Source organism: Albibacillus kandeliae (genome assembly GCF_003116585.1).
Taxonomy (GTDB): Bacteria; Pseudomonadota; Alphaproteobacteria; order Rhodobacterales; family Rhodobacteraceae; genus Albibacillus; species Albibacillus kandeliae.
Genome location: NZ_QEHM01000004.1, coordinates 449288 through 475805, shown reverse-complemented (window position 1 = coordinate 475805; position 26518 = coordinate 449288). Strand labels below are relative to the sequence as shown.

The 26518-nt window shown below is 66.4% G+C and carries 26 protein-coding genes; 21 read left to right on the top strand and 5 right to left on the bottom strand.

Annotated elements, in window-relative coordinates; all coding sequences use genetic code 11:
* Nucleotides 1–2: 2 nt before the first annotated feature.
* The 7 genes from DDT93_RS13015 (at nucleotide 3) to DDT93_RS12985 (ending at nucleotide 6902) form a co-directional block, all read left to right on the top strand.
* The gene (locus DDT93_RS13015) at nucleotides 3–881 is read left to right on the top strand and encodes an EamA family transporter (RefSeq protein ID WP_109466274.1); all 879 of its coding nucleotides are present in this window, start codon (nucleotides 3–5) and stop codon (nucleotides 879–881) included.
* A gap of 123 nt (nucleotides 882–1004) precedes the next feature.
* Nucleotides 1005–1568 carry a 3-hydroxyanthranilate 3,4-dioxygenase gene (locus DDT93_RS13010; RefSeq protein WP_109466273.1) on the top strand — a complete coding sequence of 188 codons (564 nt, stop codon included), beginning with the start codon at nucleotides 1005–1007 and terminating at the stop codon, nucleotides 1566–1568.
* Between the two features lie 467 nt (nucleotides 1569–2035).
* Nucleotides 2036–2743 (top strand): 3-oxoacid CoA-transferase subunit A, encoded by a 708-nt coding sequence (locus tag DDT93_RS13005; RefSeq protein WP_109466272.1) that lies wholly within the window; start codon nucleotides 2036–2038, stop codon nucleotides 2741–2743.
* Entirely contained in the window at nucleotides 2740–3423 is a 684-nt protein-coding gene (locus DDT93_RS13000) for a 3-oxoacid CoA-transferase subunit B (protein ID WP_109466271.1), read from the top strand. The genes DDT93_RS13005 and DDT93_RS13000 overlap by 4 nt, the downstream gene beginning before the upstream one ends.
* Nucleotides 3424–3660: 237 nt before the next feature.
* Complete coding sequence (locus DDT93_RS12995) at nucleotides 3661–5046, top strand: bifunctional enoyl-CoA hydratase/phosphate acetyltransferase (RefSeq protein WP_109466270.1); 1386 nt, start codon at nucleotides 3661–3663, stop codon at nucleotides 5044–5046.
* The gene (locus DDT93_RS12990; protein WP_109466269.1) at nucleotides 5043–6197 is read left to right on the top strand and encodes an acetate/propionate family kinase; all 1155 of its coding nucleotides are present in this window, start codon (nucleotides 5043–5045) and stop codon (nucleotides 6195–6197) included. The genes DDT93_RS12995 and DDT93_RS12990 overlap by 4 nt, the downstream gene beginning before the upstream one ends.
* Before the next feature lie 75 nt (nucleotides 6198–6272).
* Nucleotides 6273–6902, top strand: coding sequence for a glutathione S-transferase family protein (locus tag DDT93_RS12985; protein ID WP_109466268.1), 630 nt, complete (start codon nucleotides 6273–6275; stop codon nucleotides 6900–6902).
* 12 nt (nucleotides 6903–6914) lie between these two features.
* Here the strand turns inward: DDT93_RS12985 and DDT93_RS12980 are convergent, their stop codons facing one another.
* Nucleotides 6915–7346, bottom strand: coding sequence for a MarR family winged helix-turn-helix transcriptional regulator (locus DDT93_RS12980; RefSeq protein WP_109466267.1), 432 nt, complete (start codon nucleotides 7344–7346; stop codon nucleotides 6915–6917).
* A 71-nt stretch (nucleotides 7347–7417) separates the two neighbouring features.
* Between DDT93_RS12980 and hmgA the strand changes: the two genes are divergently transcribed.
* The 7 genes from hmgA to maiA all read left to right on the top strand — a co-directional run bounded on the left by hmgA (nucleotide 7418) and on the right by maiA (nucleotide 13899).
* A complete protein-coding gene (gene hmgA / locus DDT93_RS12975; protein ID WP_109466266.1) occupies nucleotides 7418–8779 on the top strand; it encodes a homogentisate 1,2-dioxygenase in 1362 nt (453 codons plus the stop codon).
* 92 nt (nucleotides 8780–8871) lie between these two features.
* Nucleotides 8872–10128, top strand: coding sequence for a fumarylacetoacetase (gene fahA / locus DDT93_RS12970; protein WP_109466265.1), 1257 nt, complete (start codon nucleotides 8872–8874; stop codon nucleotides 10126–10128).
* An 81-nt stretch (nucleotides 10129–10209) separates the two neighbouring features.
* A complete protein-coding gene (locus DDT93_RS12965) occupies nucleotides 10210–11160 on the top strand; it encodes an MBL fold metallo-hydrolase (RefSeq protein WP_109466264.1) in 951 nt (316 codons plus the stop codon).
* A complete protein-coding gene (locus DDT93_RS12960; protein ID WP_157960163.1) occupies nucleotides 11157–11420 on the top strand; it encodes a hypothetical protein in 264 nt (87 codons plus the stop codon). The genes DDT93_RS12965 and DDT93_RS12960 overlap by 4 nt, the downstream gene beginning before the upstream one ends.
* A 22-nt stretch (nucleotides 11421–11442) precedes the next feature.
* Complete coding sequence (locus tag DDT93_RS12955; RefSeq protein ID WP_109466262.1) at nucleotides 11443–13074, top strand: FAD-dependent oxidoreductase; 1632 nt, start codon at nucleotides 11443–11445, stop codon at nucleotides 13072–13074.
* Nucleotides 13071–13268: a DUF2783 domain-containing protein gene (locus DDT93_RS12950; protein ID WP_109466261.1), complete on the top strand. Its 198-nt coding sequence runs from the start codon at nucleotides 13071–13073 to the stop codon at nucleotides 13266–13268. Before DDT93_RS12955 ends, DDT93_RS12950 begins: the two co-directional genes overlap by 4 nt.
* Entirely contained in the window at nucleotides 13261–13899 is a 639-nt protein-coding gene (gene maiA / locus DDT93_RS12945; protein WP_109466260.1) for a maleylacetoacetate isomerase, read from the top strand. Before DDT93_RS12950 ends, maiA begins: the two co-directional genes overlap by 8 nt.
* Nucleotides 13900–13917: 18 nt before the next feature.
* Here maiA and DDT93_RS12940 read toward each other — a convergent pair whose 3' ends face one another.
* The gene (locus DDT93_RS12940; protein WP_157960162.1) at nucleotides 13918–15093 is read right to left on the bottom strand and encodes an NAD(P)/FAD-dependent oxidoreductase; all 1176 of its coding nucleotides are present in this window, start codon (nucleotides 15091–15093) and stop codon (nucleotides 13918–13920) included.
* A gap of 262 nt (nucleotides 15094–15355) precedes the next feature.
* Between DDT93_RS12940 and DDT93_RS12935 the strand changes: the two genes are divergently transcribed.
* Complete coding sequence (locus tag DDT93_RS12935; RefSeq protein ID WP_157960161.1) at nucleotides 15356–16084, top strand: hypothetical protein; 729 nt, start codon at nucleotides 15356–15358, stop codon at nucleotides 16082–16084.
* A 15-nt stretch (nucleotides 16085–16099) separates the two neighbouring features.
* Here DDT93_RS12935 and ychF read toward each other — a convergent pair whose 3' ends face one another.
* Complete coding sequence (ychF, locus tag DDT93_RS12930; protein ID WP_109466257.1) at nucleotides 16100–17197, bottom strand: redox-regulated ATPase YchF; 1098 nt, start codon at nucleotides 17195–17197, stop codon at nucleotides 16100–16102.
* A 179-nt stretch (nucleotides 17198–17376) separates the two neighbouring features.
* Between ychF and DDT93_RS12925 the strand changes: the two genes are divergently transcribed.
* The 4 genes from DDT93_RS12925 to cls all read left to right on the top strand — a co-directional run bounded on the left by DDT93_RS12925 (nucleotide 17377) and on the right by cls (nucleotide 20801).
* On the top strand, nucleotides 17377–17862 hold the full coding sequence (locus tag DDT93_RS12925; protein ID WP_109466256.1) for an acyloxyacyl hydrolase: 486 nt from the start codon (nucleotides 17377–17379) through the stop codon (nucleotides 17860–17862).
* Between the two features lie 75 nt (nucleotides 17863–17937).
* Nucleotides 17938–18729, top strand: a complete 792-nt coding sequence (trpA, locus tag DDT93_RS12920) for a tryptophan synthase subunit alpha (RefSeq protein WP_109466255.1) — start codon at nucleotides 17938–17940, stop codon at nucleotides 18727–18729.
* Nucleotides 18730–18824: 95 nt separating this feature from the next.
* Complete coding sequence (locus tag DDT93_RS12915; RefSeq protein ID WP_109466254.1) at nucleotides 18825–19184, top strand: hypothetical protein; 360 nt, start codon at nucleotides 18825–18827, stop codon at nucleotides 19182–19184.
* 159 nt (nucleotides 19185–19343) lie between these two features.
* Complete coding sequence (gene cls, locus DDT93_RS12910) at nucleotides 19344–20801, top strand: cardiolipin synthase (protein WP_232825447.1); 1458 nt, start codon at nucleotides 19344–19346, stop codon at nucleotides 20799–20801.
* A gap of 6 nt (nucleotides 20802–20807) precedes the next feature.
* Here cls and DDT93_RS12905 read toward each other — a convergent pair whose 3' ends face one another.
* Nucleotides 20808–21515, bottom strand: coding sequence for an endonuclease/exonuclease/phosphatase family protein (locus tag DDT93_RS12905; RefSeq protein ID WP_198654838.1), 708 nt, complete (start codon nucleotides 21513–21515; stop codon nucleotides 20808–20810).
* Nucleotides 21516–21740: 225 nt separating this feature from the next.
* On the opposite strand from DDT93_RS12905, the gene DDT93_RS12900 reads away from it, so the two are divergent.
* Nucleotides 21741–22283, top strand: a complete 543-nt coding sequence (locus tag DDT93_RS12900; protein WP_109466253.1) for a glutathione peroxidase — start codon at nucleotides 21741–21743, stop codon at nucleotides 22281–22283.
* A gap of 331 nt (nucleotides 22284–22614) precedes the next feature.
* On the top strand, nucleotides 22615–25488 hold the full coding sequence (locus DDT93_RS12895) for a LamG-like jellyroll fold domain-containing protein (RefSeq protein WP_109466252.1): 2874 nt from the start codon (nucleotides 22615–22617) through the stop codon (nucleotides 25486–25488).
* 35 nt (nucleotides 25489–25523) lie between these two features.
* Here the strand turns inward: DDT93_RS12895 and DDT93_RS12890 are convergent, their stop codons facing one another.
* A complete protein-coding gene (locus tag DDT93_RS12890) occupies nucleotides 25524–26387 on the bottom strand; it encodes a branched-chain amino acid aminotransferase (protein ID WP_109466251.1) in 864 nt (287 codons plus the stop codon).
* Between the last annotated feature and the right edge of the window lie 131 nt (nucleotides 26388–26518).

Sequence of the window (26518 nt, the reverse complement as noted above, 5' to 3'; positions counted from 1 at the left end):
GATTGACCGGAGAACTCTTCGCGATCCTCTCGGCGGCGAGCTACGGCATCGGCGGCTACTGCGTCGCCGAAGGGGCCCGCACCGCGCGCGGCGACAATGGCATGTACCTCTCGGTGCTGATGACCTGCGCCGTGACGCTGGTGTTGTGGCTGTCCTTCGGGTCGGCGGGGCTGCCGGACGTGCTCTCCCCCGGCGGCCACTGGGCGATGCTGCTCTTCGTGCTCGCGGGTGTCTTCTCGATGGTGGTCGGGCGGCTGCTCAACTACCGCGCCACGGCCCTGATCGGCGCGGTCTCCACCAGCCTCTACCGCCGTCTGGTGCCGGTTTTGGCGGTCCCGGTCGCCTTCCTGATGCTCAGCGAGGTGCCCGAGGTTCAGGTCCTCGCGGGCGGCGCGCTGATCTTGATGGCGGTCCTGCTGGGCGTCTCCCGCAAGGGGGGCGCGGCGGGCGCACTGGGCGGTCACGGCCTCGCCATCGGTTCGGCGGCGGGTTACGCGCTCGCGCTTGGGTTCCGGCGGCTCGGCCTGATGGACCTGCCCGATCCGATGCTCGGCACCTTCGTCGGGGCGATCACCGGGCTGCTCTGGTTCACCGCCGCCGCCGCGCTTCGCCGCGACCGGGCCGATGCGCTCTCCCGACTGTTCCGCGATCTCGGCCCCTGGCAGTTCGCCGGGGCCGCTGCGCTGACCGCCGGCCAGACGCTTCAGTTTTTCGCCCTGCGCGATGCCGAGGTGACCCTTGTCGCCGTGCTTGCCGCGCTCGACGTCTTCTTTACCGCCGGGCTGGTGGCGCTTGCCCCGCGCGGTCGCAGCCGTCCGGCTTTGAGGGTCTGGCTGGGGGCGGTGCTGGCCCTCGCCGGAACGGCCATCGTCCTGACCTGAGCGCGTCGGCTATTCGCATTTTGGATAGCCACATGCGCCGATATTCTTCCATGAGGGGCCCAAGCCTTGCTAGGCTCGCGCCAGATCGCAGCAACAAGCGAAACCGCAACAGAGAGGCCAGAAATGACCCCGCACCCGAAACTCCAGGCGTTCAATTTCAAGAAATGGGTCGAGGACCATGCGGACAAGCTGAAGCCGCCGGTGGGCAACCAGCTTCTCCACAAGGAAGGCGATATGATCGTCATGGTCGTGGGCGGCCCGAACACGCGGATGGATTTCCATGACGACCCGGTCGAGGAATGGTTCTTCCAGCAGAAGGGCGACATGGTCCTCAAGATCGCCGATGGCGGCGAAATCTACGACGTGCCCGTGCGCGAGGGCGAAGTCTTCATGCTGCCCGCCCACACCCGCCACGCGCCCCAGCGCCCGCAGGAAGGCTCCATCGGCATCGTGGTCGAGGCGCCCCGCCAGCCCGGCATGAGCGAGGGGTTCGAGTGGTACTGCTTCAACTGCAAGAGCCTCGTGCACCGCGCCGAGGTGTCGCTGGACGGCCCCGAGGGCATCGTCTCGCAGCTGCCCAAGATCTACGAGGCATTCCACGCCGACATGGAGGCCCGGACCTGCCCGAGCTGCGGCGAGGTCCACCCCGGCAAGGGCAAGCCGCCCGAGGGCTGGGTCACCCTCTGACGCTCAGGCCGATTTGCCTGCACCAGCGCGCCGCCCTGTGCGGCGCGTTTTCGTTTGTCCGGGATAACAAAAAACCGACGCATGGGCGCCGGTTTCGGTGGAATTGCCTGGCTAGGTGGATAGGTCTGCCTAGCTTGGGTCTGGATCGCTTGCTGGCTTTGTCGCTGGCTTGCTGTCTTGAGAATCATATAGCCCCGGGTTCCGGCGGGTGCAAGAGAAAATCGTTAAAAATCAAGTAGTTGACTGGAATTGTCAGGTAAGAATACCCTGCCGTTTTTGTCGGATTTCAGGTCCGGGCGCGCACCCCGCGCCCCCCTTGATCGGCGAACGTCCTGAAAGCCTTGCATATTCCGGGAGCGGCCGGCCGCGACGGTCGTCAGGCACAGCGACTGTGCATTCACCTTGCCCCGACGATAAGCTAAGGGAACCTGTGCAGCGGCCCCTGGCCGCGTCGAAGAGGAAGACAGATGGACAAGAGACTTGGGTCCCTGGCCGAGGCCGTCAGCCCGATCGGGGACGGTGCAACGGTCATGATCGGGGGGTTCGGTGGCTCCGGCGCGCCGATCGAGCTGATTCACGCGCTGATCGACAAGGGGCCGAAGAACCTCACGGTGATCAACAACAACGCGGGCAACGGGCATGTCGGCATCGCCGCCATGATCGAACAGGGCCTCGTTGCCAAGATGATCTGTTCCTTCCCGCGCTCCAGCGATCCGCGCGTCTTCAACGAAAAGTACCTCGCGGGCGAGATCGAGCTGGAACTGGTCCCGCAGGGCACGCTGGCCGAGCGCATCCGCGCCGGTGGCGCCGGCATCCCCGCCTTCTACACGCCGACCGCCTATGGCACCGAGCTCGCCGAGGGCAAGCCGACCGCCGAGTTCGACGGCAAGCACTACGTTCAGGAGCGCTGGCTCAAGGCCGACTTCGCGCTGATCAAGGCCGAGCTGGGTGACCAGATGGGCAACCTGACCTACCGAATGGCCGCACGCAACTTCAACCCGATCATGGCCATGGCCGGGGCGCACACGGTGGCGCAGGTCGGCACGCTGGTCCCGCTGGGCGGGATCGAGCCCGAGCAGGTCATCACCCCCGGCATCTTCGTCGACGCGGTGGTCGAGGTAAGCGATGCGAAACAGGAAGAAGTGCTGAACCGCGAGGGGGCGGTCTACCCATGAGCGAGACACTGGAAAAGCACAAGCTGAGCAACGCCCAGATCGCATGGCGCGCGGCGCAGGACATCGAGGATGGCGCCTATGTGAACCTCGGAATCGGCTTCCCCGAGATGGTCGCCAAGTTCCAGCCCGAGAACCGTCAGGCGGTGTTCCACACCGAGAACGGCGTGCTGGGCTTCGGCAAGGCGCCGAAGGAAGGCGAAGAGGACTGGGACCTGATCAACGCCGGCAAGAAGGCGATCACCCTGAACCCGGGCGCGGCCTTCTTCCACCATGCCGACAGCTTCTCGATGATCCGCGGCGGCCACCTCGACGTGGCGATCCTCGGCGCCTTCCAGGTTGCCCAGAACGGTGACCTCGCCAACTGGTCCACCGGCAAGGGCGTGCCTGCCGTGGGCGGCGCGATGGACCTCGTCAACGGGGCCAAGCGGGTCTGCGTGCTGACCGATCACGTGACCAAGAACGGCGAACCCAAGCTGGTCGACCGCTGCACCATGCCGCTGACCGGGGTGGGCTGCGTCACACGCGTCTACTCGTCGCTGGCGGTGATCGACGTCGAGGGCGGCCGCTTCGTCCTGCGCGAGAAGGTCGCCGGGCTCTCGGTCGACGATCTGCGCGCGGTGACCGGCGGCGAGCTGGCGACCGATGGCGAGGTGATCGACATCGCGGTGCCCGATCTCTAGGCGCGGCACGTTTCGGACAAGACGGCAGGGCGGCACGGGAAAGACCGGGGCCGCCCTGTTTGCATTCCGGGCGCCCGACCGTGGGGCGTTGCGCAATCGTCATGAACGCTTGTCACCCTGCGACGGCGAGTCATGGGGGCAAATCCCCGACAATACTGGACTTTGCGGACAAAACTGCCGACACCTTGGGGCATTGCGCGGGTGCGGACAGCAAACGCGACCCAAGGGATTGGCAGGATGAACAGACCTATTCACAACATCCCCTTCGCCCAGCTGGCGGTCGGCATGGAGGCCGAGCAGACCCGGACGCTGGTCGCCGACGATCTCTACGTCTTCGCCAACTCCTCCGGCAACGTGAACCCGATGCACCTCCCCCGCGAGGATGGCGATGGTGATGGCGTCGAGGAGGCCATTGCGCCGGGCATGTGGATCGCCTCGCTGATCTCCGCCGTTCTGGGGTGCGACCTGCCCGGGCCGGGGACGCTCTATCGCAGCCAGACGCTCCAGTTCCGGGGGCAGGCGCACGCGGGCGACACGCTGACCGTCCGGGTCCGGCTGACCGCAAAAGGGGACGACCGGCTGGTCACCTTTGCCACCTCGGTCACCACGTCCGACGGCCGCCCCATCGTCGAGGGAGAGGCCGTCGTCGTCGCGCCCGAGCGCCCGCTGAGCTTTGACAGCTCCGAGATCCCGGGCCTGATGCTGCAGAGCCACAAGCATTTCGAACGGCTGCTGGAACAGGCCGAACCGCTGCCGCCGATGCCCACCGCCGTCGTCGCGCCAGAGGAGGAGGACTCGCTCGGCGGCGCCATCCTCGCGGCGCAGCACACGCTCATCGACCCGATCCTGATCGGCGATGCTGCGAAGATCGAGGGCGCGGCCAAGACGGCGGGCCTCGATATCTCCGGCTATCGCATCATCGACATCGCCAGCCACGCGGCCGCCGCCGAACATGCAGTCAAGCTGGTGCACGAGGGCGAGGCCGCGGCCCTGATGAAGGGGCACCTGCACACCGACGTCTTCCTTGGCGCGGTGGTCCGGCGCGAGACCGGCCTGCGCATCGGTCGCCGCCTGAGCCATGTCTTCGTGATGGACGTGCCGGGGCTCGATCACCTGCTGTTCGTCTCCGATGCGGCGATCAACATCGCCCCCGATCTCCAGACCAAGGCCGACATCATCCAGAACGCGATCTACCTTGCCCATTCGCTCGGCATCCCCGAACCCAAGGTCGGCGTGCTGTCGGCGGTGGAAACGGTGAACCCGGCGATCCCCTCGACCCTCGACGCCGCGATCCTCTCCAAGATGGCCGAGCGCGGTCAGATTCTGGGCGGGCTGGTGGACGGCCCGCTGGCAATGGACAACGCGGTGAACCTCGGCGCCGCGCAGACCAAGGGCATCCGCTCTCTCGTCGCGGGTCATGCCGAGATCCTCGTGGTACCGAACATGGAGGCGGGCAACATGCTGGCCAAGGAACTGAGTTACCTCGCCCACGCCCGGTCAGCCGGGATCGTGATGGGGGCGAAATGCCCGATCATCCTCACCTCGCGCGCCGATGACGAACAGTCGCGGCTGGCCTCCTGCGCGGTGGCGGCGCTGAACGCGGCCCGGAGTGGCGCGGCATGAGCGCGATCCTGACGCTGAACGCCGGGTCCTCCTCGCTCAAGTTCGGGCTCTACGAGTCGGCCGATGGCGAACCCCGCCTGCTGCGTACGGGCCAGGTCGAGAACATCGGCGCCCACGCCCGTCTCGAGATCAGCGGCGGAGCAACCAGCGAGATCGGGCAGGCCGACCACAACGGCGCCGTCATCGCCATCCTGACCTCGCTCGGCCCCATCCTCGAAGGGCGCGCCGTCCTCGGGGTCGGGCACCGCATCGTGCACGGTGGCGCCGACCTGCGCGCGCCGGTGGTGCTGACGCCCGAGATCATCGCCAAGCTGCGCGAGATCATCCCGCTGGTCCCGCTGCACCAGCCGCACAACCTCGCCGCCGTCGCCGCCGCGCAGGCGGCCTTCCCCCGCGCGATCCAGGTCGGCTGTTTCGACACCGCCTTCCACCAGGGGCATCCCTTCGTCTGCGACACCTACGGGCTGCCGCGCCAGTATTACGACGAGGGCATCCGCCGCTATGGCTTCCACGGCCTGTCCTACGACTATGTTTCGGGCGTCCTCCGCCGCGATTACCCCGCGCTGGCCGCCGGCAAGACGGTGATCGCCCACCTCGGCAACGGCGCCTCCCTCTGCGCTTTGAAGGATGGCCGGAGCTTCTCCACCACCATGGGCTTCTCCGCACTCGACGGGATCGCGATGGGCACCCGGCCCGGCCAGATCGACCCGGGCGTGCTGCTCTACCTGATGAACCGGGGCATGGGATACGATGACCTGACCCACCTTCTCTACAAGGAGAGCGGGCTCAAGGGCATGTCCGGCATCAGCCACGACATGCGCACCCTTCTCGCCGCCGACGATCCCCGCGCGGCCGAGGCGCTGGACTACTACGTCCACCGCATCCGCCGCGAGATCGCCGCGCTGGCGGGCGAGATGGGCGGGATCGACGGCGTGGTCTTCACTGGCGGCGTCGGCGAACATTCGACCGAGATCCGCCGCCGCATCATCGAGGGGCTGGGCTTCCTCGGCCTCGACCTCGACGCGCAGGCGAACGCCGCCGCAGGGCCGCGCATCGGCACCGGCCGGGCCGAGGTGCTGGTGATCCCCACCGACGAGGAACAGGTCATCGCCAGGGCGGTCGCCGCGCAGCTGAAGGACAGCGCCGGCTGACGCAGCGTCGGCGCGGTCTCCCCTTGTCACGCCCCGCGTTCACCGGGAAGCTGCGCGGCAAGGAGGAGACCCGACATGCTGTTTTACGACTGTTCCACCGCGCCCAACCCGCGGCGCGCCCGGATGTTCATCGCCGAGAAGGGGCTGACCATCGAGACCCGCGACGTCTCGATCGCCAAGGCCGAGCAACTGCGCCCCGAGTTCCTCGCGGTCAACCCGCGCGCGACGATCCCGGTGCTGGTGACGGACGAGGGCGAGGTGCTGACCGAGAACCTCGGCATCGCCGCCTATCTCGAAGCCAGGTTTCCCAACCCCCCGCTGATGGGCGTGACCCCGGTCGAAAAGGGCCTGATCGCGACCTGGACCGCCATCGCCGAACATCAGGGCGGCCTGCCGATCGCCGAGGCCCTGCGCAACGGCAACCCTCACATGAAGGACCGCGCGGTGACCGGCGTGGTGAACCACGCCCAGATCCCCGAGCTCGCCGAACGCGGACGCACCCGCGCCCGGGCCTTCTTCGACATGCTGGAGGACCGGCTGCAGCAGAGCCCCTACGTGGCGACCGATACCTTCACGCTGGCCGACATCACCACCTACGTCTTTGTCGACTTCGCCCGGGTGATCAAGCAGCGCATCCCCGAAGGACACACCGCGACGCAGGCCTGGTTCGACGGGATCAAGGCGCGCCCCAGCGGCACCGCATGAGGCAGGGGCGGCCTACTTGGCGAGCCGCACCAGCAACCGTTTCAGCATCTCCGATTCCTCGGCGCTGAACTCGGACATCAGGGCGCGGTCGTAATCCTGCGCCACCTGGCTCAGCTCGCGATAGGCCGTCTGGCCTGTCGCGGTCAGCTCCAGCCGTTCCGACCGGCGGTCGACCGCGATCCGCTCGCGGGTCAGAAAGCGCCGGTCTTCCAGCCGCTGCACCGCGCGGCTGACCTTGGTCTTGTGGATGCGCGCCCGCTCGCCGATGTCGGTCGCGGTCATGGCGCCATAGCGCCCGAGGTGAAACAGCACCCGCCACTCGGTGCGCAGCATCCCGTAGCGGCTCTTGTAGACCTTCTGAAAGGCAATGCTGGCCTCCTCCGCCGCCTGGTTCAGCAGGTAAGGCAGGAAATACTGCAGATCGAAGTCATCTTTCCCGGTCATGTGAACACCTTTCCTGTTGTTAGTTACAAAATCAACTATTACATCCGCAACCAGCAAATGGAGGAGCCACGATGAATCGTCCGACCAATCCCCATAAGATGGTACAGGCCGCGAGCCCGACCGGTACGACCGAGGGCTACATGCCCGGCTTCGGCAACGACTTCGAGACCGAGGCCCTGCCCGGCGCGCTGCCGCAGGGCATGAACTCGCCACAGAAATGCAACTACGGCCTCTATGGCGAACAGCTCTCCGGCACCGCCTTCACCGCGCCGAGCCACCAGAACGAACGCACCTGGTGCTATCGCATCCGGCCCTCGGTGAAACACTCGCACCGCTACGAGCGGATCGAGCTGCCCTACTGGAAATCCGCGCCCCACGTCGTCGACGACGTGACCAGCCTCGGCCAGTACCGCTGGGATCCGGTGCCGCATTCCGACCAGCCGCTGACCTGGCTCACCGGCATGCGCACCATGACCACCGCCGGTGACGTGAATACCCAGGTCGGCATGGCCAGCCACATCTATCTCGTCACCGAGTCGATGGTCGACAGCTACTTCTACTCCGCCGACAGCGAGCTGCTGGTGGTGCCGCAGGAGGGCCGCCTGCGGTTCTGCACCGAACTCGGGATCATCGACCTCGAGCCCAAGGAAATCGCCATCCTGCCGCGCGGCCTGCTCTACCGGGTCGAGGTGCTGGAAGGCCCCTGCCGCGGCTTCGTCTGCGAGAACTACGGCCAGAAGTTCGACCTGCCGGGCCGTGGCCCGATCGGCGCCAACTGCATGGCCAACCGCCGCGACTTCAAGACGCCGGTCGCCGCCTACGAGGACCGCGAGACGCCCTCGACCGTCACCATCAAGTGGTGCGGCCAGTTCCACGAGACCAGGATCGGCCACAGCCCGCTCGACGTGGTGGCCTGGCACGGCAACTACGCCCCGGTAAAGTACGACCTGCGCACCTACTGCCCGGTCGGCGCGATCCTCTTCGATCACCCCGATCCGTCGATCTTCACCGTGCTCACCGCGCCCTCCGGCGTCGAAGGCACCGCCAACATCGATTTCGTTCTGTTCCGCGAGCGCTGGATGGTGGCCGAGAACACCTTCCGCCCGCCGTGGTACCACAAGAACGTCATGTCCGAATTGATGGGCAACATCTACGGCCAGTACGACGCCAAGCCCAAGGGCTTCGTGCCCGGCGGCATGAGCCTGCACAACATGATGCTGCCGCACGGACCCGACAAGAACGCCTTCGAAGGCGCGTCGAACGCCGATCTCAAGGCCGAGAAGCTCGACAACACCATGTCGTTCATGTTCGAGACCCGCTTCCCCCAGCACCTCACCGAGTTCGCCGGGAAGGAAGCGCCGCTGCAGGACGACTACATCGACTGCTGGTCGGACATCGAGAAGAAGTTCGACGGCACCCCGGGGATCAAGTAACGAAGAGGGGGCCGCAAGGCCCCCGACTCGTCACCCGAAGGGTGCGCGCTCCGGCGCGCACCATGCCCGCAAGGCTCAAAAAAGGACGAAAAATGCCCCTCAAGACAAGCTGGGTCGCCACGGCCAATAGCGCCGAGACCCCGTTTCCGCTGAACAACCTGCCCTATGGCGTGTTCTCCACCGACGGCACCGAAGCGCGATGCGGAGTCGCCATCGGCGACATGATCCTCGACATGGCCGCCGCCGAGGAAAGCGGGCTGATCGCGCTCGCGGACGACCCGCTCTTCGACGTGCCCTACTGGAACGACCTGATGGCGCAGGGCCCGGCGGTCTGGGCCGCGCTGCGCGAGCGCCTGACCGCGCTGCTGGAGGAAGGCTCGGAGGCGCGCGAGACGGTCGAGCCGCTGCTCGTTCCGATGGCGCAGGCCACCCTGCACATGCCCTTCATGGTCTCCGAGTACACCGACTTCTACGCCGGGCGCCATCACGCCACCAACATCGGCACCATGTTCCGCGGCGCAGAGAACGCGCTGCCGCCCAACTGGCTGCACATCCCGATCGGCTACAACGGCCGCGCCTCCTCGGTGGTGGTCTCCGACACCCCCGTGCGCCGCCCCTGGGGCCAGCTCAAGGGCCCGAACGACGACAAGCCGCGCTTCGCCCCCTGCGCCCGCTTCGATCTCGAACTGGAAATGGGCGCCATCGTCGGCGTCGACAGCGACGGCCCGATCACCGTGCAGGAAGCCGACAACAACATCTTCGGCTACGTCCTGCTGAACGACTGGTCGGCGCGCGACATCCAGGCCTGGGAATACCAGCCGCTGGGCCCGTTCCAGGCCAAGGCGACCGCGACCACGATCAGCCCCTGGATCGTGACCAAACCCGCGCTCGACCCCTTCCGCGTCGATGCGCCCGCGCGCGAGTTCGAACTGCTCGACCACCTCAAGGACGTGGGGCCGATGCTCTACGACATCGACCTCGAGGTCACCCTCGCCCCCGACGGCAAGCCCGCGACCACCATCGCGCGGACCAACTACAAGGAGATGTACTACTCCTCCGCCCAGCAGCTGGCGCATCACACCACCGCCGGCAGCCCGATGAACGTCGGCGACCTGCTCGGCTCGGGCACCATCTCCGGCCCCGAGAAGACGCAGCGCGGCTCGCTGATCGAACTGTCCTGGGGCGGCAAGGAGCCGGTCCAGCTCGACACCGGCGAGACCCGCAACTTCCTCGAGGACGGCGACACGCTGACCCTCCACGGCAGCGCGCGCGGCGACGGCTACACCATCGGCTTCGGCCCCTGCGCGGGCAAGATCCTGCCGGCGCTGGACGACCCGTACAAACGTTGACCCCTTCTTTGGGTTGATAAGTATCCCCGCCGGAGGCTCCCGCACCCGCCTCCGGCGCGACAGAGGAAAGAAAGGCACCACATGGCCAAGGCATTCGCGTCGCAAGGCGACATGACGGAAAAGAAAATCTCCTTCACCGAGGTGGGCGAGGGGCTCTACGCCTTCACCGCCGAAGGCGATCCCAACTCGGGCGTGATCATCGGGGACGACTCGGTGATGATCGTCGAGGCGCAGGCCACCCCGCGTCTCGCCAACAAGGTGATCGAATGCGTCCGCACCGTCACCGACAAGCCGATCAGCCACGTGGTGCTGACCCACTACCACGCCGTCCGCGTGCTCGGGGCCTCGGCCTTCGGCGCCCAGCAGGTCATCATGTCCGAAACCACGCGCGGCCAGGTGGTCGAGCGCGGGCAGGAGGACTGGGACAGCGAGTTCCAGCGCTTCCCGCGTCTCTTTGAGGGGCACGAGAGCATCCCTGGCCTGACCTGGCCGACCACCACCTTCAACGGCCGCATGTCGGTCTTCCTCGGCAAGCGCCGCGTGGACCTGATGCAGCTGGGCCGCGCCCACACCGCGGGCGATATCGTGATCCACGTCCCCGACGAGAACGTCATGTTCACCGGCGACATCGTCGAATACCACTCGGCCTGCTACTGCGGCGACGGCCACCTCAAGGACTGGTCCCGCACGCTCGACAACATCAAGTCCTATGACGTCGCCGCCATCGCGCCGGGCCGGGGCGATGCCCTCGTCGGCTCCGAGATGGTGAACGCCGCCATCGAGAACACCCGCGATTTCGTCTCGTCCACCTATGCGCCCGCGGCCAAGGTCGCGGCCAAGGGCGGCACGCTCAAGGATGCCTGGGATGCCGTGCGCGCCGAGTGCGACCCCAAGTTCGCCGACTACGCGATCTACGAGCACTGCCTGCCCTTCAACGTCGCCCGTGCCTACGACGAGGCGCGCGGGATCGACACGCCGCGCATCTGGACCGCGCAGCGCGACCTCGAGATGTGGGAGCAGCTGCAGGGATGAGCGCAGAGCGGATCGTCATGCTGGCCATCGGGGCGGTGATCTTCACCGCCTGGGCCGCGCTGATGTTCCGCATGCTGTTCCTGCTGCGCAAGCGCGCCGAGGAGGAGAGCGGCAAACCCTTTCCCGGCCCCGGGGAAACGATGAATCACTGGGGCCGGTTCTTTCGCGGCGAGAGGGACCGCAAGCTGCGCCAATGGCTGACGGGTCTCACCATGGCGCTGTTCGTCTGGATGATCGGTCTGGCGCTGTTGACGGCCTGACCGGTCGAGGGAGGAGATTTCGATGGGATATGACTACAAACCCTTTGCCTACGTGGCGCCGCCGGGCCTGACCGCGCCCGAACCGCGCCACCGGGTGGCCATCGTCGGCGCCGGGCCCATCGGGCTCGCCATGGCGATCGACCTCGCGCAGCAGGGCATTCCCTCGGTGGTGCTGGACGACAACAACGTGGTCTCGGTCGGGTCGCGCGCGATCTGCTGGTCCAAGCGGACGCTCGAGATCTTCGACCGCCTCGACGTGGGCGAGCGGATGCTGGAAAAGGGCGTGACCTGGAAGGTCGGCCGCAACTTCCACGGCGCCGAAGAGGTCTACAGCTTCGACCTGCTGCCCGAGGCCGGTCACAAGTACCCCGCCTTCATCAATCTCCAGCAGTATTACGTCGAGGAATACCTCGTCGACCGCGCCCGCGCGTTTCCCGACCTGATCGACCTGCGGTTCAAGAACAAGGTCACCGGCCACCGCGACAACGGCGATTTCGTGGTGCTCACGGTCGAGACGCCCGATGGCGACTACAGCATCGAGGCCGAGTACTACATCGCCTGCGACGGGGCCGGGTCGCCGACCCGCACCCGCATGGGGCTCGATTTCACCGGCCAGACCTTCCAGGAACAGTTCCTGATCGCCGATATCGAGATGCAGGACAGCCCCTTCGGCGATTCCGACGTCCCCGAGCGCTGGTTCTGGTTCGACCCGCCGTTCCATCCCGGCAAGTCCGCGCTGCTGCACATGCAGCCCGACAACATCTACCGCATCGACCTCCAGCTCGACGTCGACGCCGACGGCAAGGCCGAGGCGGCGGAGGAGAAGGTGATCCCCCGCATCAAGGCCATCGTGGGCGAGAAGCCGTTCAAGCTCGACTGGGTCAGCGTCTACAAGTTCCGCTGCATCAAGCTCGACCGCTTCGTGCACAACCGGGTGATCTTCGTCGGCGACAGCGCCCACGTGGTCAGCCCCTTCGGCGCGCGCGGCGGCAATGGCGGCATCCAGGACGTCGACAACCTCGGCTGGAAGCTCGCGGCGGTGCTGAAGGGCAATGCGCCCGAGGCCCTTATCGAGACCTACCACGAGGAACGCAGCCACGGCTCGGCCGAGAACATCCTGAACTCCAGCCGCGCCACCAACTTCATGACTCCCAAGACCCCGGTCGAAGCCCTGTTCCGGGCCGAGACCCTGCGGCTCGCGCACAAGTACAGCTTTGCCCGCCGCCTGCTGAACTCCGGCCGCCTGTCGCAACCCTGTTCGCTCGAAGGCATGGCGCTCCAGACCCCGGGCATCGCTCCGCTGGAGCCGGGCTTTGCCATGCTCGACGCTCCGCTGCGAAGTGCAGCAGGGGGCGAGACCTGGCTGCTGAGCGAGGTGCAGGGCCAGTTCACGCTGGTCGGCTTCGGCGAGGTGCAGATGCCCGTTGTCGACGGCCTGCGCCGCATCGGGATCAACCAGCTCGAAACCGCGGACTTTCCGCACTTCACCACCGTCGATGGCCACGGAACCCGGCGCTATGGCTCCGAGCGGGCCTACCTGTTCCGCCCCGACGGTCACGTCTGCGCCACCTTCGTCGCGCCCACGGCGCATGACGTGCAGGCGGCGATGGCGCGCGCGCTCGGCGCGCAACTGCGGCAGGAGATTGCGGCATGAACTACTCCGACGACAAGCTGAGCCCGAAGCAGGACGACTTCTACAACGCGCTGATGGATGCCCACAGCGGACTGCCCGAGGCCGAGAGCCACGCGCTCAACGCCCGACTGGTGCTCCTGATGGCCAACCAGATCGGCGACCTCGAAACCTTGAAGCAACTGCTGGCCGCAGCCCGGGACTATGTGAATGACTGACGTGACCCTCTTCGACTTCTGGCGGTCCTCCGCCAGCTACCGCCTGCGCATCGCGCTGCACCTCGCAGGGATCGAGTACGACTCGGTCGCGGTCGACCTGCCGACCCGCCAGCACAAGACGCCCGAGCACCTCGCCCGGAACCCGCAGGGTTTTGTCCCGGTTCTGGATATCGACGGGCACCGCTTCACCCAGTCGCTGGCGATGCTGGAGTACCTCGACACTACCCGCAACCTCGGCCTGCTCCCAAAGGATCCGGTGGAGCGCGCCCGCCAACAGGCGCTGGCCCACGCAATCGCGGTCGACATCCACCCGGTCTGCAACCTGCAGGTGGCCGCCTACGCGGTCGAGATCACCGGGCGCGAAGAGGTCCGGCAGGAGTGGATGCAGCGCTTCATCCGTCCCGGCATGGTGGCGTTCGAGGAAATGCTCGGTGCCTTCGAACAGTCGCCCTTCTGCTGCGGCGACGCGCCGGGTCTCGCCGACATCTGCCTGATGCCGCAGCTCTACAACGCCGAACGCTGGGGCGCGCAGACCGACGATCTGCCGCGCGTCACCGCCGTCGCCGCTGCCTGCGCCGCGCACCCGGCCTTTGCCGCGTCCCATCCGGACAAGTGGAAACCGGCAGGCTGATCGCCTGCCGAGACCCGCTCAGCGAAAGTCGCTCTCGTAGAGGTCGGCGGGCAGGGGCTCGCCGCAGGCGGCCAGTGCCCCCAGCCGGCCGATCTCGTCCGAACTCTTGGCAGCTGCGCCGCAACCGGCGGCCAGCGCCGTGATCCGGTCCGTCTGGTTGAAGATCAGCGGCTTGCCCGAGGGCGAAAAGCTGGTGACGCAGGCGCCATAGGTCAGGGCGGTGTGCCCCAGCCCCGGCATCAGCCGCAGCAGCACATCGGCCTGCGCGTCCCCGACATCCCGGTTGCCGCCGCTGCGGAACCAGTCCTTCATGTCCTGCACCGTCTCCAGCACCACGTCGACCGGATCGCCGCCGATCTTGATGTAATGCCGTCCGTCGGGGTAGCGCACGGGTGGCAGGATGTAGGGCTCGATGCCATCCTCGAGCGGGCGGTAAAGCACCGAGGGCATCTGCTTCAGCCGCGTGGCCTCGGCCTCGGGAAGCTCGAAGAAGGCGATGGTACGGGCAAAGACGGTCAGCGGCAGCGGCTCGGGCAGCAGCCCGTCGGCATTGCAGAAGGCACCACAGGCCACGATCACCTTCTGCGCCCCGTACTGCGTGCCGTCGGCACAATGAACCACCACCCCGCCGGCGGTTTCCTCGATGCGCAGCGCCTCGGTCGGGTAGAGATCGGCTCCGCCTGCGGCCGCCGCCGCCATCTGCGCCGCCACCAGTTCGCGCGGGTTGATGTGCCCGGCACCCCGTGCCTCGTGCATCGCAATGATGCCCTCGGGAAAGTCGAAGTAGGGAAACCGGACCGCGAGTTCCGGCCCGCTGAGCGCCTCGAAGGCCACCCGGTTGCGCAGCGCCACCCGCATGTTGTCGTCGATAAAGCTGCTGCGCGGCCCGCGCTCGGGGCCGGCCATCAGCACGCCGACGGGGTGATGAAAGGTCCGCTGCCCCTCGGTGGCGATATCCGCGTAGCGGTCCATCGACTCGATCGCCAGCCGGGACCAGTCGGCGTTCGCGTCGAGCGCGCGGGTGATGCGGGCCGCATCGTAGTGGCTGGCGAAGACACCGGTGTGGCTGGCGGGCGCCGCCGGTTCACCGGGTCCGATCAGGGCGACCTTGCGGCCCATCCGGGTCAGATGCCGGGCAGCTGCGCTGCCCATCATGCCTGCCCCGACAACGATCACCTCGTACTCTGTGCCCATGCCGCCCCTGTCTGCCGTGAAAGTGGATGCAAGATGGCTAGCCCCGCGCCGGGGCCCGCGCAATGGCTTCCGCTGCAAGGCTGGTTTGCGTTCAGGGACGGTCCTGCGCCGGGCGGGACCCGTTCGGGGGAAGGCTGCGGCAGAATTGCCGCAGCGCCGCGGGCAAGGTCGGCAACCGGACCCGGTCAGGTTGAATCCCCCGGTGGGCTGCGAAACAACTGCGCGCGTGGGGGGGGCAGATCGCCCAGCAGCGGAGCGAAACATGATCGTCGCCGAATCCATCGGTTTTGCGGGAACGCACAGCATCTGCGATATTCTCACCGGCATTCCCGGGGTCGAGGCCTCGCACGGCACCCAGAACTTCGAAACGAGGGGGCCCATCGGCACGCCCGCCCAGACCCCGGAGGCCTTCGTCGACAGCATGTTGCGCGCGCGCGACGCGGGCAGCCACCCGGTGGCCCTGCACACCAATTTCCCCCCGGTCGCGATGAAGGGCGCCTGCGACACGCGCGGCGTCCGCTACGAACTGCTGGTCCGCGCGCCCGAGCGCCAGATCGACAGCTGCTATGCCTGGGCCATGAAAAAGGTGCTCGATGGCGATGCCGCCGTGCTGCTCACCGCGTTCAAGATGGCGGTACAGCCCGCCGCCGAACTGCGGCTCGAGGCCAACCTGCCGAACCTTGTCTACATCTTCGCCGCACGCCACGTCTGCACCTTCAACCTGACCGCGCTCGCGCTCGGGGCGCCGATCGTGCAGATGGAGGACGTGCTCAACCACGAGTCCGCGTTCCGTTCCGCCTTCGACCTCGCCGAGGCCGGGCCGATCGCGCATTTCGAGGGCGAGGCGATCCATCGCGCGTCGCACCGCGCCGATTCAGGGCTTCAGGCCGTCGCCGAGCCCGACCGTGAGGCGATCCGCGCCGCGCTGCCCATCGTCGTGGGCGCGCACCGCGTCAGCATCGAGGAGATGGGCAAGCTGCTGGGTTACTGACCCGGCAGCCCCGCCTCAGTTGTTGAAGAGGAAGTGCAGGACGTCGCCGTCCTTGACGGTATAGCTCTTGCCTTCCGCCCGCATCTTGCCGGCTTCCTTGGCACCCTGTTCCCCGTTGCAGGCGACATAGTCGTCGTAGGCAATGGTTTCGGCGCGGATAAAGCCCTTCTCAAAGTCGCCGTGGATCACACCGGCGGCCTGCGGGGCCATCGTGCCCTGACGGATGGTCCAGGCGCGGGCCTCCTTCGGGCCCACGGTGAAATAGGTCTCGAGGTGCAGCAGCTGGTAGCCCGCGCGGATCAGGCGGTCGAGCCCCGGCTCGTCCAGACCCATCTCGCCAAGGAACATCTCGGCTTCCTCGTCTTCAAGCTGGCTGATCTCTTCCTCGATCCGGGCAGAGATGATGACATGCGCATTGCCCTGCGCTGCGGCCATCTCGGCGACGGCCTCGGAATGGGCGTTGCCCGCTGCCGCTTCTTCCTCCGAGACGTTGCAGACGTAGAGCACCGGCTTGGTGGTCAGCAGCTGCAGCATCCGCCACGCCTTGGCGTCCTCGGCATCAACCTCGACCACGCGGGCGGGCTTGCCGTCCTCGATGGCGGCCTGGGCCGCGGCCAGCAGGCGATCCTGCTGCTGCGCTTCCTTATCGTTGCCCTTGAGCTTGCGCACGAGGTTGGCGCGACGCTTCTCGATGCTCTCGAGGTCGGCCAGCATCAGCTCGGTCTCGATGGTCTCGGCGTCGGCGACCGGGTCCACCCGGCCCTCGACGTGGGTCACGTCCCCGTCCTCGAAACAGCGCAGCACGTGCGCGATGGCGTCGACCTCGCGGATGTTGGCAAGGAACTGGTTGCCAAGGCCCTCGCCCTTCGAGGCGCCCTTCACCAGCCCGGCGATGTCGACGAAGGTCATCCGCGTGGGGATGATCTGCTTGGAGGTCGCGATGGCCGCCAGCTTGTCCAGCCGGGCATCGGGAACCGCCACCTCGCCCACGTTGGGCTCGATGGTGCAGAACGGAAAGTTGGCCGCCTGCGCCGCGGCGGTTCTGGTCAGCGCGTTGAACAGCGTGGACTTGCCGACATTCGGCAGCCCGACGATCCCCATCTTGAAGCCCATCGGCCAAATCTCCGAGATTTTTGCTGGGCTGCTTCTAGCAGGCTTGCCTGTAGGCGCAAGCACGACGCCCGGTTCCGCGAACAAATGAATGCACACCATGCCTCTGGTACATGCGCGGATCAAGTTTACATAGGGGGAAGTGACGGATAATACAAAGCTTTCAGACCGCCGAGGCCAAGATGAAGAAACTGCTGATCGCCGCTGCCCTATCCCTGACCGCCGCAGCGGCCCACGCACAATCCGTCACCTTCGGTGCCGGATACGCGGATTTCAGCGACGACCAGTCCAAGGACGCCGCGCGGATCGCACTGGAATACCACTTTGCACCGTTCCATCAGGGTGCGATCTCGAGCTTTGCGCTGGGCACCATGGCAAGCGTGGACAGCGAGAAGGACTATTTCATCGGTTTCGGCGTGGTCGGGACATGGACCCTCAAGAACGACTGGTTCATCGAGGCGAGCGTGATGCCGGGCTACTACAACGAGTACGACCCGCTGAACCGCATCGGTGGCAAGTTCCACTTCCGCTCGCTCTTCGGTGTAGGCCGGACGCTGGCTTCGGGCGACAAGGTGTCGGTCGGCCTGACCCACATGTCCAACGCATCGACGGAAACACCCAACCCCGGCGTCAACGCCCTGATGCTGCGCTATACCTTCGGGTTCTGAGCCGGACGGAAAAGCCGCATTGATTTCCCCCGGCAGTTTTGGCATGGCAGGCGGGATCAGGAAGGACATCCGCCCATGACCCGCATCGACGCCAAATTCGCTGACCTGAAGGCCAAGGGCAAGAAGGCCTTCGTTGCCTACGTCATGGCCGGGGACCCGGATTACGACACCTCGCTCGAGATCGTCAAAGGTCTCCCCGCGGCGGGCGTCGACATCATCGAACTGGGCATGCCCTTCACCGATCCGATGGCCGACGGCCCCACGATCCAGCTGGCCGGTCAGCGCGCCCTTGAAGCAGGGCAGACGCTGGACAAGACGCTGGCGATGGCGCGCATCTTCCGCGAGACGGACGACACCACCCCGATCGTGATGATGGGCTACTACAACCCGATCTACAGCCGCGGCGTCGACACCTTCCTGTCGCAGGCCAAGGAGGCCGGGATCGACGGCCTGATCGTCGTCGACCTGCCCCCGGAGGAAGACAGCGAACTCTGCCTGCCCGCGCAGGCCGCCGGGCTGAACTTCATCCGGCTCGCAACGCCGACAACCGATGACGAGCGCCTGCCGCGCGTGCTGCAGAACACCTCGGGCTTCGTCTACTACGTCTCGATCACCGGCATCACCGGCTCGGCCGAGGCACAGGCCACCGATGTCGGCCCCGAGGTCGCGCGGATCAAGGCGGGCACCGATCTGCCCGTGGTCGTGGGCTTCGGCATCAAGACCCCGGAACAGGCCCGCTCCATCGGCAGCGTCGCCGATGGCGCCGTGGTCGGTTCTGCCATCGTCTCGCAGATCGCCGCCGGAAAACCGGTCGCCGAGGTACTGGATTTTGTGGCGGCACTGGCCCAGGGCGCCCACTCCGCCTGAATCTTGCCCTGAAATGACCTGCTTGAGGTCAACGGTCGGCCATGTCGACCGGGCATTGTCTGAAAATCGTCAACGGTTTCAGGACATCCCCCGGCATGTCTCGACTGAAATGGATACCGCTTCTCTGCGCGCTGATCGGCACGCTCTCGACCCCCCTGCAGGCCGATAACGCCACGCGCGTCTACAGTGGCCTCGAAGCGCAGGCGTTGCGCTGCGCCGCCTACTTCACCTACTCCACCTACGTTCTCGAACAGCGCGGCCTGCTGACCTGGGAAAACCGCGAGGAGGGCGCCAAGCACGCGACCGAGATCCTCGGCCGCTACGTGGGCGGCACCTACGAACAGAAGTTCCAGGCGTTTCAGACCATGCTGCGCCGGATGCCTGCGGAAGACGCCGCATTGATCGACGAGTCCCTGCGCCACCTCGGCTGGTGCAGCGAGCGCTTTCTCGGCTGAAGCCGGGCCCCTGAAAATACACTCCGAACGCGCTTTACCGTGCTTCTGCAAGGACTAAGTCCCTAGGGGCAGCGGCGCCGCGCCGCTTGCCACGGGCCGACCCGCCGTGCGACGACTCGGGCAGGGCAGGCCGTTTTGCGGCAAGTGGGAGCGGATCGAGTGCTGGACGGAGGGATCGAGCAGGACGCGCTGCATATCTGGACGGTGGTCGTTCCGGTCATCGCCCTGCTGCTGCAGATCGTCGGGGCCATCGCTGCCCTTCTCTCGCTCAAGACCGCGCGCACGCCGCAGGGCGCGGTGGTCTGGGTCCTGTTCCTTCTGGTGCTGCCGCTGATCGCGATCCCGATCTACGTGGTGCTGGGGCATTCCCGCTATCCCGGCTACGTCTCGGCCCGCCGCTCCTCCAAGACGATGATGCGCTCCCTGACCGAGCTGCGGAACGAGAACCCGCCGGATTACGAGGCGACGGGCACCCGGCTCAAACCCTACATGCGGGGCTTCGAAACCATGACCGGCCTGCCGCTGACCTCGGGCAACGCGGTGCGCCTGCTGATCGACGGCGAGGCCGCCTTCGACGCGATCTTCGCCGCCATCGACGCGGCCGAGCACTACATTCTCGTGCAATACTACCTCGTCCTGCACGACCGCATCGGCACCGAGTTCCAGCAGCGCCTGATCCGCAAGGCCGAGAGCGGCTGCAAGGTCCGTTTTCTCTATGACTCGCTGGGCAGCCACGGGCTCGATTCAGGCTATCTGCAGGCGCTGCGCAACGCGGGCGTGCTGGTCGAGAACTTCCACTCGATCCGCCGCGCCAGCAACCGGCTCCAGATCAACTTCCGCAATCACCGCAAGATCGTCGTCGTCGATGGCACCATCGGTTTTATCGGCGGGCTGAACGTGGGCGACGAGTACCTCGGGCGCAGCACCTTCTTCGGGCCGTGGCGCGACACCCACGCCGAGCTGAAGGGGCCGGTGGTCTCGGAACTCCAGCAGGTCTTTTCCGAGGACTGGTCATGGGCCACCGACGAAAAGCCCGAGCTGAACTGGAACGCGGGGGGGCAGCCGGAAAACCTGAACGCCATGATCGTGGCACCCGGTCCGGCGGACGAACTCGAAACCGGCAGCATGTACTTCTGCAACGCGATCAACGCCGCCCACAGCCGGGTCTGGATCGCCACGCCCTATTTCGTGCCGGACACCGACGTCCAGACCGCTCTCTGCGTGGCCGCGCAGCGCGGGGTCGAGGTGCGCCTGCTGGTCCCCCAGAGGCGCGATCACTGGCTGGTCTGGCTCGCGGCCTACGCCTACTTCGACCGGATGCTCGACGCGGGGGTGAGTCTGTTCCACTACCAGGAAGGGTTCATGCACCAGAAGGTGATCCTCGTGGACGACTGCCTTGCCTCGGTCGGCAGCATCAACCTCGACAACCGGTCGTGCCAGCTGAACTTCGAGGCGACCGCGGTGGTGCTCGACAAGGGATTCGCCGAAAAGGTCGAAGAGATGCTGCTGGCCGATTTCGCCCGCGCCGCACCCTACGTGATCCGTCTCGACGACATGCCGAGCCTGTTCAAGCGCTACGGCGCGCGGGTCGCGCGGCTCTTTGCGCCCATCCTCTGACCGGCCTCAGCCCTTGTCCGGGTGCACCGTCATGTCGAACCAGATCGGCAGGTGATCCGACCCGCGGCGCGCCAGCTTGGACTGCGCCACCCCCACCGCCACCGGCTCGATCCGCGCACCGTGGGCGATCCGGTCAAGCTGTCCGCGGGGCAGGCTGGAATGAAACGTGCGCCCCGGCGAGACAACCGTAAACTCGTCCGACAGCGGTTCGAACCCGCGCTGCACCGACCATTCGTTGAAATCGCCCGCGACCACGGTGTTCTCCGTCTCCTCCCGGCTCAGGTGGTTGCGGATCGCCGCCAACTGCCGCCTGCGCCATTGCCGCAGCAGCGCGAGGTGCGCGCCGATCACCGTCACCGACTGGCCCTTGCCGGTCCCTATCCTGGTCAGGACGGCGCCGCGCGGCTCAAGGCTCGGCAATTCGATCCGGTCGGTATCGAGAACCTTCAGCCCCTTGCGAAAGAGGATCGCGTTGCCGTGCCACCCGATGCTGACGTCGTTGATAGCAAGGTCCGCGATCCGCAGGTCCGTCTCCGCCTCGATCAGCTGGCGGGGCAGGGCGGCGGGGCGCGGCCCCAGCCTGCGGTCGGCCTCCTGCAGGACCACGATGTCGGGCTCGAGCTCGTTCAGGATGTCGAGGATGCGGTGTGGGTTCCAGCGCTGGTCCAGTCCTACCGCCTTGCGGATGTTATAACTGACGAGTCGTATCGGCATGGTCGCGTGTACTGGCCTTCCTGCTTACATGACCTGACGCGAAACATACCGCGTCGGTTCCCCGCTGACAGGCAATTTGTGCAGGATCGGCCAATTCTTGAAGACCCCGGGGCCAATTCTGCCCTGCCTGCGACAAGATGGGTTCGCATTGCCGGGCGGCAGCGCTAAGACTCGCCTGCGCCACCACGCGCGCCCGTCTCCACGACGCGCCGGAAAGGAAATTCCATGACTTCGATCACCACCATCCCGCTCACGCACAACGACGGCACCCCCGGCACCCTCGGCGATTACGCCGGGCAGGTCCTGCTTGTCGTGAACGTCGCCTCCAAGTGCGGCCTGACCCCGCAGTACGAGGCGCTGGAAGCGCTCTACCGCGAGAAGGCAGAGCAGGGCTTCACCATCCTCGCCTTCCCCGCCAACAACTTCAAAGGGCAGGAACCGGGCACCGACGAGGAGATCGCCAGCTTCTGCTCGCTGACCTACGACGTGACCTTCCCGCTGTTCTCCAAGATCAGCGTCAAGGGCGACGACGCTCACCCGCTCTACCGCGAACTCGTGCAGATCCAGCCCGCCGCCACCGGCGAAGGCCCGATGCGCGAGCGGCTGGCAGGTTTCGGCGTGGACACCGGGGCACCCGAGGAGGTGCTGTGGAACTTCGAGAAGTTCCTCGTCGGCCGTGACGGCAAGGTCATCGCCCGCTTCTCTCCGGACGTGGCCCCGACCGACGAACGCCTCGTCGCAGCCATCGAAGAGGCCCTCGCGGCCTGACCCGACCCACGACACCGACCGGCGCCCGAAGGCGCCGGTCAACACTCGGACGGCGCGCGCGACAGGCGGCACCCTGATCCGGGCCGAAACATGGCATCCCTGTGGCCCCACCCGGCGATCGCCGCCGCAACCGGGCAACAGTGCGCCGGCCCCGCTTCGGCAGGCACAGGTTCTTTCCCTTTAGGTTCAGACGCTTTCGCGGCGGTCGGCGGATAACCTCCTAGCCGGTTTCGCACGCGTGGCAGGGGGAGGAGGGGTCACAGAATCTCCCCTTTTCCCACCTATCCAGTTTGCGCCGAGTTTTCTGCCCATTGCCCCAAGAGGATACCTGATGGCTGCCACCTATTCCGTTGAAGATCTGACAGCATCCGCAATCTACGCCAACGACCGGACGCGCGCCTACACGGGCAGTTCGGGCGATTACCTGAGCATCGACCACAAGGCCAAGTTTGCCCAGTCGCAGCTGACCATCTCGCTAAGTTTCTCGACCGACTGGCTGCCCGGCGACCGTGCGCTGATCTCCAAGGATGGTGCGGGCAACTCTGCCGGGGACTTCACGCTCTGGGTCAAGGACGGTGCGCTTGTCCTCAGTCAGGAGAACGGAGAAACAACCCAGTGGCTGCGCGTGCCCGACTTCGTCCTCGAAACGCACACCACCTATCAGCTTGCCCTCACCCTCGGTGAAAGCGGTCTCCAGATCTGGGTCAACGGAGAGATGGTCGCGGCAGAGCCGTCCTTCATTCAGGGCCTCGAGAGCAACCGGAACCCCCTCGTGATCGGCGGGACGCATTACAGCGCGATGGGCGACGACGCCCACTCGCTCTTCCGGGGAACGATCGGCAACGTCCAGATCTTCGATGAACAGCTTGGCTCCGAAGACATGGTCACGCTCGCCGGGCTGGTCGATCCGGCGCTCGCCATGACCGCCGAGATGTCAGAGGAGATGGCGGCGCTGTCCCCCCTGTTCGAGCAGGTGCACCACGGCAGCGACACGCTCAAGGAGATCCTCGCAGGCTTTGGCATCAACGAACACGGCCACATGCACGGCATGATCGACATGACCACGCGCGGCGGCAAGGACAACACCGTCAGCGGCACCGCGATGGCGGACGGCATCAACGGTGGCGGCGGCAACGACATGCTGAACGGCCTAGGCGGCAACGACATCCTGCAGGGGGGCTACGGCAACGACACCCTCAAGGGCGGCGCCGGCCGCGATATCCTCGACGGGGGCGATGGCGAGGACAGGCTTTACGGCGGAGCAGGGAACGACCTGCTGATCTCCCGCGCCGACGGCCGCGAGGGCGCGATCTACTACGATCCCGACCGCGACGAGGGCGACCCGCTCAACGAGCTGACCAATGGCAAGCTGTATCCCGACCAGCCTGTTCCGGCAGACGACGTGCTGACCGGCGGCAAGGGGGCGGACATCTTCTACTTCCAGACCCTGATCAACGCCAAGGAGCGCTACATACGCAAACACACCAACGACGACGGCACCATCAACTGGCACGGCGTTGCGGGCGAGAACGACAAGCTTCACGACCACTGGGTCGATACCATGGGCAACGACGTGGTGACCGACTACAGCCGCGCCGAGGGCGACCGGCTCGTGATCGAGGGGCACACGACCAAGATCCTTTCGATCACCTACGGCGACAAGAACGGCGACGGGGTGATGGATCACTCGGTCATCACGCTCTACTCCGATCAGGGGAACAACGGCGGGGCGCACAATGACGACCGTCTGGGCACCATCACCGTCTACGGGGATCTGGTGAAGCGCTCGGATATCGAAACGACCTCCGCGCCCGCCTATGGCATCGTCTCCACCATCGCCGACCTCGACGAGGCGCTCGCGCCGGCCGAGACGGCGGAAGACGGCGGCAAGATCAGGATCGGAAACCGCCTGCTGGTGAACATGGACGACCTCGATACCGGCACGGGCCGCGCGCCGGTGCTTGCCTTCGCGGGCAGCCATGACTTCTCGCCCGACGATCCGGCCCCGCTGGTCTTCGATCACCGCGACGCCCTCGGGATCAGGAAGGGGACCATCGCCTTCTCGTTCATGGCCAACGATACCGGCGATTTTCAGGCCCTGTTCTCCAAGGATGCCTCCGGCGACGGCAAGGGCCACATCGCGGCCTATATCAACGAACTCGGCTCGCTGGTCGTGCGCATTCAGGATGGCGAAGGCAGCCACTACCTGTCGGCGGACTATGCCGTCGAGGTCGGCGAGAGCTATGACTTCGCGCTCTCCTTCGGGCCCGCCGGGCTGGAGCTCTACCTGAACGGCGCGCGGGTGGCCTACGAGGAGGACCTGACCATCAACCTCGCCTCGAACACCGAGGCGCTGGTGGTTGGCGCAACAGGGTGGAGCAGCACCCCGGGCACAACCAGCATGATCCACAGCTACTTCGACGGGACCATCTCGGACTTCGCGATCTACGACCGCCAGATCGCCGGCGAGCAAATCTTCGGCGACGACCCGCGCGACGACTACGCCTACTTCGACAAGGTGATCTCCCGCTACGACTTCGCCCGCAACGATGGAGACCTGGTGCTCAAGCTCGGCACCGAAAAGACCGTGATCGGCGACGATGTGGCCTTCATCTCCTTCCGCGACACCGTTCTGCGGCCCGATGAGGTCCAGTTCGGCTCGCGCAAGGCCGACACGCTCTACGGGCGCGACGGCGTCGACGTCATCCTCGCCAAGGACGGCGACGACGACGTCTACGGCGGGCGCAACGATGACCTCCTGCGCGGGGGCGAGGGCAACGATGACCTCTTCGGGGGCAGCGGAGCGGACAAGCTGGAAGGCGAAGCGGGCGACGATCGCCTGTACGGGGGGACCGGCAACGACCTCCTGCGCGGCGGTGACGGGGCCGACCAGCTCTACGGCGAGGACGGCAACGACAATCTCTACGGCGGGCTGGGGGATGACCGGATCTACGGCGGCAAGTGGAACGATGCGGGGACCGCGAAGAACGACAGGGTCTACTTCGACGGCAACTTCGAGGATTTCACCTTCTCCTCCACCAGCTGGAGTGACAGCTACCGCGATGGAGAGACCGTGGTGCAGCTGACCGTGACCGATACGGCCAGCGGCGGGCGGGACGGCTACTACGAAGGCAGCGACAAGCTGATCGACATCGACTGGCTCGTCTTCGCGGACCAGACCGTCGCCTTCACCGACCTGATCTGAGGCAGGGCAGGGCGGGCCGCGGCCCGCCCGGGCTGTCAGGCGGCCGAGGCAGCCCAGTCCCAGTACATCTCGCGCACCTTCCGCGTCACCGGCCCGACCTGGTACTGCCGGTCGTCAAAGGCGGTGACCGGAGTCACCTTGCTCATGTTGCCGGAGAGAAAGACTTCGTCGGCGCTCTCGAAATCGTCAAAGCTCAGGACGGTTTCATGCACCTTCATCCCATCGGCGCGCATGTTCGACATATGGCGCGCCCGGGTGATACCGGCCAGGAAGGTTCCGTTGGCGATCGGCGTAAACACCTCGCCGTCCTTGACCATGAAGATATTCGCCGTCGCGGTCTCGGCCACGTTGCCCATCGCATCCGCCACCAGCGCGTTGCCGAACCCCTTCGACCGCGCCTCGGCCAGCATCCGGGCGTTGTTCGGGTAGAGGCAGCCCGCCTTGGCATTCACCACCGCATCCTCCAGCACCGGGCGGCGGAACCGGGTGCGGGTCAGGGTCGTCGCTGCGCTGGGCGGCGCCATCGGGATTTCCTCGAGGCAGACGGCAAAGCCGGTCTTGTCCGGCTGCGGGATGATCGCGGTCGGGTCCCCGTCGATCCCCCAGTACATCGGGCGGATATAGATCGCCTGGCTCTTGTCATAGGCCGAGAGCCCCTCGCGGACGATCTCCACCATGTCCTCGGCCGAGACGGTCGGCGTCAGCATCAGCGCCTTGGCCGAGCGGTTGACGCGTGCGCAGTGGGCATCGAGGTCGGGCGAAAGGCCCTCGAACCAGCGGGCGCCGTCGAAAACGCCCGAGCCCAGCCACGCGCCGTGATCCGCCGCGCTGATGATCGGGGTGTCGCCGTCGTGCCAGGTGCCGTTGAAATAGGTGCGGATATGGGTGCCGGTTGCCATCGGGGTTCTCCTTCGTCTGGCGTCAGACTAGGACCGGCGCAGGGCGAAGGCCAGACACGGAAGCCCCGCTGAACGATACCCCGAAAAGAAAAAAGAGCCCCGAAGGGCTCTTTTCCAACTCTGCAAAGGTC